At 41.2% G+C, this 10677-nt stretch carries 9 protein-coding genes; 4 read left to right on the forward strand and 5 right to left on the reverse strand.

Translation table 11 applies throughout. From position 1 onward, the window contains the following. Positions 1-215: 215 nt before the first annotated feature. Complete coding sequence (gnd, locus tag ACE1AQ_RS14735; RefSeq protein WP_106909272.1) at positions 216-1643, reverse strand: decarboxylating NADP(+)-dependent phosphogluconate dehydrogenase; 1428 nt, start codon at positions 1641-1643, stop codon at positions 216-218. A 408-nt stretch (positions 1644-2051) separates the two neighbouring features. Between gnd and ACE1AQ_RS14740 the strand changes: the two genes are divergently transcribed. Together ACE1AQ_RS14740 and ACE1AQ_RS14745 are read left to right on the forward strand one after the other, a co-directional pair. Then, positions 2052-2834, forward strand: a complete 783-nt coding sequence (locus tag ACE1AQ_RS14740) for an MBL fold metallo-hydrolase (RefSeq protein ID WP_110545674.1) — start codon at positions 2052-2054, stop codon at positions 2832-2834. A gap of 243 nt (positions 2835-3077) precedes the next feature. Beyond that, positions 3078-4031, forward strand: coding sequence for a DNA methyltransferase (locus ACE1AQ_RS14745; protein ID WP_008203146.1), 954 nt, complete (start codon positions 3078-3080; stop codon positions 4029-4031). Positions 4032-4252: 221 nt separating this feature from the next. Here the strand turns inward: ACE1AQ_RS14745 and ACE1AQ_RS14750 are convergent, their stop codons facing one another. Then, positions 4253-5323, reverse strand: coding sequence for a glycosyltransferase family 1 protein (locus tag ACE1AQ_RS14750; RefSeq protein WP_110545672.1), 1071 nt, complete (start codon positions 5321-5323; stop codon positions 4253-4255). A 16-nt stretch (positions 5324-5339) separates the two neighbouring features. Beyond that, a complete protein-coding gene (locus ACE1AQ_RS14755) occupies positions 5340-6470 on the reverse strand; it encodes a glycosyltransferase family 1 protein (RefSeq protein WP_110545669.1) in 1131 nt (376 codons plus the stop codon). Between the two features lie 426 nt (positions 6471-6896). Here ACE1AQ_RS14755 and ACE1AQ_RS14760 point away from each other — a divergent pair, with 426 nt between their 5' ends. Beyond that, positions 6897-7835: a WD40 repeat domain-containing protein gene (locus ACE1AQ_RS14760; protein ID WP_110545667.1), complete on the forward strand. Its 939-nt coding sequence runs from the start codon at positions 6897-6899 to the stop codon at positions 7833-7835. A 383-nt stretch (positions 7836-8218) separates the two neighbouring features. Here ACE1AQ_RS14760 and ACE1AQ_RS14765 read toward each other — a convergent pair whose 3' ends face one another. Beyond that, complete coding sequence (locus ACE1AQ_RS14765) at positions 8219-9559, reverse strand: AAA-like domain-containing protein (protein WP_008197314.1); 1341 nt, start codon at positions 9557-9559, stop codon at positions 8219-8221. Positions 9560-9703: 144 nt separating this feature from the next. Here ACE1AQ_RS14765 and ACE1AQ_RS14770 point away from each other — a divergent pair, with 144 nt between their 5' ends. Continuing rightward, the gene (locus tag ACE1AQ_RS14770; RefSeq protein ID WP_008197316.1) at positions 9704-9868 is read left to right on the forward strand and encodes a hypothetical protein; all 165 of its coding nucleotides are present in this window, start codon (positions 9704-9706) and stop codon (positions 9866-9868) included. A gap of 133 nt (positions 9869-10001) precedes the next feature. Here the strand turns inward: ACE1AQ_RS14770 and ACE1AQ_RS14775 are convergent, their stop codons facing one another. Next, complete coding sequence (locus tag ACE1AQ_RS14775) at positions 10002-10544, reverse strand: peroxiredoxin (RefSeq protein ID WP_008197318.1); 543 nt, start codon at positions 10542-10544, stop codon at positions 10002-10004. Positions 10545-10677: the final 133 nt, after the last annotated feature.

A 10677-nucleotide genomic window follows, 5' to 3' on the forward strand; every position in this document is an offset into this window, starting at 1 on the left:
ACTCAAAACGGACGTGGAGAAAGAGTCAGACTTAAGCAATTAAGCGTTTTTCGGTGAAGCGTCAACCCCATTCAGCGACCACCCTAAAAAAGTGGCGTGGTGAGGAATCGCCGTCCGTTTTACGGCGGCGAGGATGTCAACGAAAATTCTTGACCGATAGCCAAAAAATTCCCCTTTTTACCAGAAATAAAAAGGGGAGAAGATATTAGATAGCCTTACAGTCCGGCCATCCATTCCGTATGGAAAAACTCACCTCTGGGTTTATCGGTACGTTCATAGGTATGAGCGCCAAAATAATCCCGTTGTGCTTGGGTGAGATTTTGCGGTAAATTAGCCCGACGATAACTATCAAAATAGTCCAAAGAAGAACTAAAAGCCGGGACAGGAATTCCCAACTTATTAGCTAAGACTAACACCTCACGCCAAGCTTCTTGGCGATCGAGGATACTTTGCTTAAATTCCGGCGCTAACAACAAATTCGGCAGGCCCGGATTTTCCGCAAAAGCTTTGCGAATTTTATCCAAGAAACTGGCCCGAATAATACAGCCACCCTTCCAAATCCGGGCTGATTCCGGCAGACTGATATTATAGTTAAACTCCTGAGAAGCTTTAGCGATTAAAGCCATACCCTGGGCATAGGAACACATTTTCGAGCAGTAAAGAGCATCACGCACCTTATCCACAAATAGTGCCGCATCCCCCGGATAGGTTTCCCCAGGTCCGGGTAACTCTTTGGCGGCTGCCACCCGTTCCTCCTTATAAGCGGACATCACGCGAGCATTAACCGCAGCATAAATGGTCGGAATTGGCACCCCCAACTCCAAGGAACTTAACACAGTCCAGCGTCCGGTTCCCTTCTGTCCCGCCGAATCCAAGATTAAATCCACCAGATGATGACCAGTTTCTGGGTCAACACACTTAAAGATATCGGCGGTAATTTCAATTAAATAAGAATTAAGCTCATCGGTGCGGTTCCACTCGGCGAAAGTTTCCTGTAACTGCTGATTGCTTAGTCCTAGACCATTTTTCAGCACATCGTAGGCTTCCGCAATTAACTGCATATCGCCGTACTCGATGCCATTGTGAACCATTTTCACATAATGGCCCGCCCCCCCGGACCCCACATAAGTGACACAGGGACCATCATCGACTTGGGCGGCAATTTTGGTTAAAATCGGCTCTAATTCCCGATAGGCGAACTCTGTACCCCCCGGCATCAGGGAAGGACCGTGCAGAGCGCCTTCTTCGCCACCACTGACCCCCATGCCGACAAAACCCAGTTTAGTGGTCGATTCTAAGTCCCGGGTGCGTCTTTCCGTGTCCTCATAGAGGGAGTTACCGCCATCGATAATCATATCTCCTTCTTCGAGAAGGGGTTTTAATTGTTCAATCACGGCATCCACCGGCGGGCCAGCTTTGACCATGACCAGGATTTTGCGGGGACGCTCTAAAATTTGGACGAATTCTTCTAAACTATAGGCCGCCTTGACATCTTTGCCGACGGCGCGAGTTTCCATAAATTCTTGAGTTTTGCTGGCGGTGCGATTGTAAACAGCGATGGGAAAACCCCGACTCTCCACATTGAGAGCGAGATTTTCTCCCATGACAGCTAGTCCGATAACACCGAAGGTACGTTTAGTCATAGAAATTCAGTCTCGGCTGATGCGTTCTTCCTCCCCTTTTAGCGCCTACTTTCCCTAGGATAGCTAAACTTTCCCTATTTCTTAAGCCTTGACTAATCAGTGATCAGTGATCAGTAATCAGTAATCAGTGATCAGATTTGGGTTTTCAGTGACCGGCATTGAGTGAGGAGTGTGACAGCGTTTCTCCTCAAGATGAAGTGTAACCTAATTTGGTATCACCCCCAGACGACTGGCTACTGTTGCCCGTTCCCTAAAACCAGAGACTTCCTACCTCACCATTAAGATAACTGCTATAAATGGCATTAACAGTGCTGTGTTTTCACTGATGACTGAAAAACCCCCAAGCGCAGAAAAGTTAATGCTAATGTTAAATTAAATTAAGAAAATCCCCATTATTCCTCGGCTTATATGCAGTTAACTTGGCTTGATAGTAATTCTTGGTTAATCGAAATCGGGGGAAAACGCCTGCTTCTCGACCCTTGGTTGGTAGGTTCCCTGACGTTTGGTAATTTAACTTGGCTATTTGAGGGCAAAAAAACCGCTAATCATGCCATTCCCCAAAATATCGATCTGATTCTTCTCTCCCAAGGTTTGGAAGATCACGCCCATCCTCCTACTTTACAGGTACTCGATCGCCAAATTCCCGTGGTGGCTTCTCCTAATGCCGAAAAAGTCGTTCGAGCGCTTAATTATACCCATCTCATCCCTTTAACCCACGGCTCTAGTTATATCTTTGACAATGCGATCGAAATTACTGCCGTCCCCGGTTCTCCAGTCGGGCCGACTCTGGTGGAAAATGGTTATGTTATCAAGGAATTAGCGACAAATCAGAGTATCTACTACGAACCCCACGGTTATCATTCTCCTAGCCTCGATTCTCTCGGTAAAATTGATGTTATTATCACTCCTTTGATTGATTTAAAAATACCTTTCCTCGGACCGGTAATCAAAGGACAAGAAAGCGCCTTAGCAGTTTGTCAACGCTTGCAGCCCGAATATATTATTTCTACGGCTGCCGGTGGTGATATCGAGTTTAAAGGTTTATTGATGGCGGTGTTAAGTGCTGAGGGTAGTCCCGAATCTTTTCAAGAATTATTAACATCCCATGCCTTACCGACAAAGGTAATTGATCCTCGTCCTTGGCAACCTTTTACAGTGGAATTAGGCGAGTGCGTTTCTGGTTTGAGCTAATCTGAGTTAAGGGAAGAATAGAAAAAAGTTAAAACTTTCTTCCCGATTTTTATCTAAAAAAGTAGAATTTTTTAATTGTTTTAAAAAACTGGCTCTCTTGAATATTGGATGTAAAATGGGTAAAACCCCACACCCCACCTGCCCCCCCGATGTCGGGGGGGTTGGGGGGCCACACCCTGCCCCCAGGAAAAACTTTTTGCCGCAAACCCTAATTAAAAGTAGCTATTCTCTGCTAAATTGTCTATGAATCAGTTGCCCTTATTTTCTCAATCAAAATCAGTGCGAGACTTTTATCAACCTGATGCCGAAATAATTCTTTATCAAGGAGATAGCAATAATTTTATCAAGACTATACCAGATAATTCTGTGAGCTTGATTATTACTTCTCCTCCCTACAATTTAGGAAAAGACTACGAAAAAAAAATCTCTTTGGATACTTATCTGGAAACCCAAACCAAAATTATGCGAGAATTCTCTAGAATCTTGCAAGATAATGGCAGTATTTGCTGGCAGGTGGGAAATTTCGTTCAAGAGGGAGAAGTTTATCCTTTAGATATTTTTTATTATCAGCTATTTAAACAAATGGGTTTCTTTTTAAGAAATAGAATTGTCTGGCATTTTGGCCATGGATTACATACCTCTAAAAGATTTTCTGGCAGGTATGAAACTATTTTGTGGCTGACAAAAACCGATAAATATATCTTTAATCTTGATCCGGTGAGAATCCCCGCTAAATACCCTGGTAAGCGCCATTTTAAAGGTAAAAATATCGGTAAACCCTCTGGTAATCCTTTAGGGAAAAATCCCAGCGATGTTTGGGAGTTTTTAGCACAAGAATGGGATGAGTTACTTTGGGATATTCCTAACGTTAAATCTAATCATCCAGAGAAAACTATCCATCCTTGTCAATATCCAATCGAATTAGTAGAAAGATGTGTTTTAGCCTTGACAAATGAGGGGGATTGGGTTTTTGATCCCTTTGCCGGGGTTGGAACTTCTCTGATTGCTAGTATTATGCACAATCGTCGAGTGATGGGGAGTGAAAAAGAAGCAGAATATGTGAAAATTGCCAGGGAAAGAATCGCCGCTTATTTGCAAGGAAATCTCAAAATTCGTCCTTTAGGAAAACCTATTCATCAGCCTACTGGCCAAGAAAAAGTCGCTCAAATTCCCGAAGAATGGCATAGTAATATATAGGAAGTCATCCTAAATTTCCCCCCCAGGTAGATGGATTCATGAATCCATCTACTATGCTTTGATACTAAATCTGGTTATTAAAAACTGATTATTTATTCCCCCTGTTGCCTTTTGCATGAGTAGAAAACGGGTTTCTCGGAGAAACCCGTTTTCTGTGCGTTACTCAACGGATTTAGTATAACTCATCCTAAAATGATTGATAAATTTTTTTATCACCATTTTTAGAGAAAACTTTGCAGAATTGTGGCGGTTTCTTGACCGGTTTTTTCCCAACTAAAAAGCTCGGCGCGTTGACGACTGAGGGACTTTAATTTTACGCGTAATTGTTCATCCGTGGCGATTTGCTGCATTGCCTCTCTCATCTCATCAATACTATAGGGATTAATTAAAATTGCCGCCTCTCCTGTAACTTCCGGGAGAGAGGAAAGATTAGAAGTAATTACAGGAGTTCCACAGGCGATCGCTTCTAGTACAGGTAATCCGAAACCTTCCCAAAGGGAGGGATAAACTAAAGCAGTTGCTTGGTTTAAAAGTTGCGGCAATTCTTCATAGGAAACATAGTTTAAAAATTGCACCCGTTGAGAGATTGATAATGCTTCTACCTGTTGCTGTAGAGCCGGCGTAAAACGGGGGTCAAATTGACCGACAATTAATAATTGATATTCGGGATCGATTTGGGAAAAAGCAGTAATTAAACGACCGAGATTTTTATGAGGATCATAACGACCAAGATAGAGAAAATAGGGACGAGTCGCCAGATTTAGCGGACGAAAATTATCAGCATCATATCCAGAAAGAATCACGGTTATTTTGTCAAGAGGTATGTTAAAAAACTTATTAATATCGGCGGCCGTTGCGTGGGAAACAGCGATAATATGTGTGGCTTTTTTCAGGACTTGGGGTAAATAGTATTTATTATAAAAAGTTAGGGGAGAAAATTTCGGAAATCGCAGGGGAATTAAATCATGGACTGTGACAATATAGCGGCAATTTCCATAAATAGGTGCTTCGGGAATAGGGGTAAATAGCAGGGAAGACTTTAATTGTTGATAGGTTTGATAGAGTTGGGTTTCTGTCCAAATTAAGCGCTTAATATTGCCTTTGGTTCCCCGCTCCTGGGTGAGGTTTGCCGAGACAGGATAGGTGTTAAAATCTGGGTAACTATTAGAAGTGATTAGGGTAGGATTTAAGTTATCTAATTGGGGAATTAGATTTTTAGTATAGGTAGTCAATCCAGTATATTTAGTACCGAGAAAAGCGAGATTGATTAATAATTGTTCATTTTTATTCATAGATATTTGCCAGTTATTATAAAAGAAAACGATAAGCTTTTATGGTAGCTTGTGCAGTTTTTTGCCAAGAGAATTTTGCCGCTTGTTTTTTTCCTTTAGTGATTAATTCTTGACGGAGAGAGGTATCACTAATAACTTGATAAATTGCTCCAGCAATTTCCAGGGGATTATCGGGATTAATTAATATTGCCGAGTCTCCGGTGACTTCGGGTAAGGATGCAGTATTAGCAGTTACCACAGGACAACCTAAAGTCATCGCTTCTAAAACTGGTAATCCAAAACCTTCATAAAAAGAAGGATAAACAAAAACATCGGCTTTTTGATAATAATCCGCAACTAAGTCATCAGCAAGATAATCAAGATGTTGGATACTATCTCGAAAGGGAGACTGAGATATTTTCTCAAAAATTGGTTCATACTTCCATCCTTTTTTGCCAATCAGAATCAGATTATGGTCTAATTTATACCTGTCCTTGAGATAGTTAAAAGCAGTGATAAGATTAATAATATTTTTTCTTGGTTCTAGGGTACTAACAAAGAGTAAATAGGGTTTAGTGATGGTTAGAGATGAGGGATAATTGGGGAGAGAAGAATAACGACTTGCGAGGGGAGTAACAAAAATTTTCTCTGGGTTCACACCTAAATATTCAATAATATCTCGTTTGGTACTTGCGGAGTTAGCAATAACTAAATCTGTCCATTGTAGAGATTGTTTAATGCGTTGGGTGTAGGTTTTGACAATCCCCGTGACAAACTGAGGATATTTCATAAAAGTAACATCATGAATAGTCATAACTTTACGACTCTGACGACAAGGATACACCACATGATCCAATCCGTGGAGAATATCGGGAGAATCAAGAAAGTTTTCTAGATAGGGAATTAGAGGATTAGGAAATCGGGTTAAGATATTGCTAAGACTGACGGGAATTGGTAAACATTTAACCTCTGGATAGGATTGCAGTTTTTCGGGAATAGAAAGATTACCCCGCAGCCAGTTTTTTACCGATGGTTGAAAACAGAGAGACAGGGAAAAGTTTTCTTGGTTTTGTAATTTAGCTAATTCGGCAATCAGGTGATAAGCATATAATCCAATTCCGCTAGGATTTTGTCTTATCGGTGTACCATCAACTAAAATTTTAAGCATTTGCGGTTAGATGAGATTGACGGGATAGATATTTTTAAAATTACAGATTCAATTGTCAATTTTGCGCGGTTAGGACAAGATTAAAATCGGCAATAAACTCCACCCTAATAGTTAATCTTACCCTATAGCGATCCTGAATAGCAGCCTTTTTTGGCTAGGTTACAGGCAATACTTAATTTATCGGGCAATTTTTTCGATTATTGTCCCCTCACCTACCCTATTACTATGATTGTCAACGGGTACTTATAAGCAATGAATCTCCTTGACGAGAAACGCTGTAATTAGTTATAATGACGGAACAATGGCTTCCCCGTACTTGTGGTGAGCGGAGATTTCTCAAAAGTTATCTCAGGGATGGCTTAGTCTCCTAGAGAACAACCAACATCGGGTAATGCCGAAAAATCTTGATTAACTAATGTTTTCACTATGTTTAATCCCTTAGTATCTTTTAAATCCCTAGAAGGCCATGAAGGTGAGGTTAAATGTCTAACTTTTTCCCAAGATGGTCAATTTTTGGCTAGTGGAGATAACGAGTTAACTGTGATTGTTTGGGATTGGCAAAAAAATCAAAAATTTATTTTACAAGGACATGAAAAAGCCGGTTGGTGGGACAAGGGAGTTAACTCTGTTGCTTTTAGTCCCTGTCAAGGATATTTGATTAGTGGAGGAGATGATCAAACCGTAAGAATTTGGTCACTAGAAACTAAAAAATTAATCTCTACCTTAACGGGACACCAAGACAAAGTTACAGCAGTAGCTGTTCATCCCGATGGGGAAATTATTGCTAGTGGTAGTGAAGATAAAACGGTGAAAATATGGTCAGTAAAAACTGGAGAAATTCTTTCTACTTTACAAGGTCATAGCGATAAAGTCCTAACAGTTAAATTTAGTCAAAATGGTCAACTTTTAGCCAGTGGTGGCGGCGAAAATGACAGAACGGTAATTATTTGGAATCTGGGAGAAAAGAGCAGTATTACCTTAAAAGGTCATTCCGATTGGTTTGGAGGTATTTTATCGGTAGATTTCGGCAGTAATAACAAATTTTTAGCCAGTGGCAGCAAAGACAAAACTATTAAAATCTGGGATATTAAAAGAGGTACAGAGGTAAAAACTCTCAGCGAACATAGTGATCATATCAATTCAGTTAGTGTTAGTCCTAATAATCAACTATTAGCCAGTGGTGGTGATGATAAAAGCCTAAAATTATGGGATTTAAAAGCAGGAAAAGCCATTATTTCTATTCCCCATCCCCAGAAAATCTATTCGGTTTGTTTTAGTCCCGATGGTAATTATATCGCCACGGCCTGCCAAGACAAAATCGTGAGAGTTTATGGCACTTCCGAACTACAATCTTTAGCAAGTTGAGCAATCTTTGAGCGGGTGCATCTCATTTTTGTAAATCTACTAAGTTGGAATTTTTAAAGGGAAACTATCTGCCAAAATTGATCGTTACTTCCGATTTTATTCCTCAATCCAAGCTTTTGGGGGGTTCTACCCCCCAAACCCCCCGTCGGGGGACGAAGCGCCTCCCCCGAACCCCGGAGCGCATGAGCTTTTCGGTGGGATGCTTACACGCGGCTGCTGATATATTTGTAATAATTTAAGAGTCACTGATAATTGCTGATTGTCGATATTTCTGCAAATGTGATAGTAAATCCGGTTATTAAAAACTGATTATTTATTCCCCTTTGCATGAGTGCCTCTCCTCGTAACTAGCCTGTACTCAACGGATTTAGTATAATTATCTACTAGAGATCGCTGCTGGTCTGTTCCTCTCGGAAGTAAAGTTGATATAATTGACAGCTAGGCTGGGCTAGGTCGCCTTTTAACTGAATTAAACCCATACTTTCCAGTTTATAGGCAGTAATCGGTTCTAATCGCACTCCCTTATCGGAAGAATTAACCACTTCCCCCATCGCTGTCAATAATTCCGGCTGTTTTTGCAGATTATCCCAGTGATGACGCAGGTGTGCCGCATAAATTCCCCCTTGGGTAGCAGCATTAGGGAGAATATTTTTTTCCCCGCGCACCCGCGCTTCCAGGGCCAAACGGCTAAGATAGGGATGACCAGCGACTAGAGCAATTAAATCCCCGATAAAACGCTGATTATCGTCATTTTTAGGCAATCCGTAGCTACTAGCCAAGTTTTCCAGTTGTTCGAGGCTAAAACCGGGTAATTTAATCGCACGGCCGACATTAAAGGGAGATTGATTAGCGTCCAATTGAATATAGATTTCCGTGGAATTAGCAATCGCTAACCGCAAATTCTGCCAGATTTCTAAATTATTAGCTTCTTCGTGCCAACAGCGCAAAAGCGGCAGAAAATCCCTAGCGATGTCCGGATACTCGAAAATTCTGTCTAAATTATCTAGGGCCAAAAAGAGCGGCCCGTTAATCTGTTCTAAAAGATAGGACTGAAAATAGGTTTGACAACTGATTAAACTGCCAAATAGTTCCTCATCCCAATATTCATCTAATTGCGGCTTTAAACCCAATTCTCGGCTAACATTCGCCGAAAACCAGCGACAAAATCGGTCTAAACTGGCAAACATCGCCTTTTCTGCCACTTGACAATTAATATAAACTGTGCTATGTCCCCAACTATCTGCCTGAGCGAGCAGATGTTTAAGCAGAGAAGTTTTACCGGTCTTTTCGGGGGATTTAATGCGAATGAGTGACCCCGGACGATTAATTTCTTGATAACAGTCGCTTTCGACGGGAGGGCGGCTAATATAACTATCTATAACCGATTTTTCTGCTAGTATCGGGGTGGGGTGATTTTTCCATTCAGGATATTTGATATCTTTGAACCATTCCCGGAGGATTTGGAACTTACCCGGCCCTTTACTACCTAATTCTAGTTCGGGACAGCCATTATCTTTATCTGCCGAGAAATAGCTATAGATTTTAGTCATCTGTTTTTTATAGGTTTCATGGCTGGCGGCCTCGGCCATTTCCCAAATTTCCTCATCTGGTTTGCGCCAATTTTCATAGGCAAAACGAACTAAAAAAATTTCCTTTAATTTGCCTTGAACACCGTATTCTCTAGCTAGATGTTTGAGAAACTCGTCCCATCCCTGTGGTTTCATCCGGTTCTACTTTATTCTACTTATATTCCCTTTTTTTCCATGTTAACCCCTTTTTCCCTCTTGGCAATGGGACTGACATCCGAGCGGGAAGGCCCTATGGTAAAAATAGGTCAATTACCTGATGGTGCTTAAGGGAGTAAAACCATGAAAATCTCGTTAACCTTGTTTGTTCTGGCCTCCTTGCTGTTAGGTTCAATTCCTCACACTTTAGCGGTTAATAGTCAAGATAACCATTTTGACCGTTCCTCTTGGCCGCTAATTTTACAAAACCGTGACTGTAAGGGTGATAAGGACGATAATTGCAATTAGTCCTGATTATCTCGGTTAAGGTTGTTAGTCTATATCCCCCACCGATAAAAAAAATCGTGGTCGGGATTTTTTTTATCTCATCGGCTGCAGATAGCTTTTATCAAGATAATTTCTAGATTCAAGACCAATTATCTCAAGAAGTCGCCTGTAATTCCTCTAAACGTGCTAAAACTTCGGCACTGTGAATGGCAGGATTTACCCCTAAATAAATCTCTTTTAAAATCCCATCGGGATCGATAAGATAGGTATGACGCAGGGAAACATAACCCATCCAAGAACCATAGGCTTTACTAACATCTCCGGTAGTATCTGCCAGTAAGGGAAATTTTAACCCCTCCGAGTCACAAAATTCCGCATGAGAATCGACATCATCGGCACTTACCCCTAAAACTTGCGTATTTTTAGCCATATATTTCGGCAAATCCTGCTGAAAACGCCGCGCTTCTAGGGTGCAGCCGGGGGTAAAATCCTTGGGATAAAAATACAAAACTACCCATTTACCTCGATAGTCCGATAGGGAAATATTCCCTTCTCCCGTGTTAGTCGGTAGGGTAAAATCGGGTGCCGGTTGATTTAAAGGGGGTTGGGGGCCACCCAAAGCGTTAGCATCGGGAATCAAGGCAAAAAATGCCAGAATTACTGCACTTAAAAAACTCAACAGTTGACGACGAGACATAATCAGTTATCAGTTATCAGTTATCAGTTATCAGTTATCAGTTATCAGTTATCAGTTATCAGTTATCAGTTATCAGTTATCAGTTATCAGTTATCAGTTATCAGTTATCAGTTATCAGTTATCAGTTATCAGT

Origin of the sequence: Microcystis sp. BLCC-F209 (genome assembly GCF_041928595.1) — a bacterium.
Taxonomy (GTDB): Bacteria; Cyanobacteriota; Cyanobacteriia; order Cyanobacteriales; family Microcystaceae; genus Microcystis.

Bases quoted from the DNA above. Each gene is read 5' to 3' on its own strand.
- ACE1AQ_RS14750 (WP_110545672.1), bottom strand. From the start codon at position 5,323: ATGAATAAAAATGAACAATTATTAATCAATCTCGCTTTTCTCGGTACT.
- ACE1AQ_RS14745 (WP_008203146.1), top strand. From the start codon at position 3,078: ATGAATCAGTTGCCCTTATTTTCTCAATCAAAATCAGTGCGAGACTTT.
- ACE1AQ_RS14740 (WP_110545674.1), top strand. From the start codon at position 2,052: ATGCAGTTAACTTGGCTTGATAGTAATTCTTGGTTAATCGAAATCGGG.
- ACE1AQ_RS14765 (WP_008197314.1), bottom strand. From the start codon at position 9,559: ATGAAACCACAGGGATGGGACGAGTTTCTCAAACATCTAGCTAGAGAA.
- ACE1AQ_RS14770 (WP_008197316.1), top strand. From the start codon at position 9,704: ATGAAAATCTCGTTAACCTTGTTTGTTCTGGCCTCCTTGCTGTTAGGT.
- gnd (WP_106909272.1), bottom strand. From the start codon at position 1,643: ATGACTAAACGTACCTTCGGTGTTATCGGACTAGCTGTCATGGGAGAA.
- ACE1AQ_RS14760 (WP_110545667.1), top strand. From the start codon at position 6,897: ATGTTTAATCCCTTAGTATCTTTTAAATCCCTAGAAGGCCATGAAGGT.
- ACE1AQ_RS14755 (WP_110545669.1), bottom strand. From the start codon at position 6,470: ATGCTTAAAATTTTAGTTGATGGTACACCGATAAGACAAAATCCTAGC.
- ACE1AQ_RS14775 (WP_008197318.1), bottom strand. From the start codon at position 10,544: ATGTCTCGTCGTCAACTGTTGAGTTTTTTAAGTGCAGTAATTCTGGCA.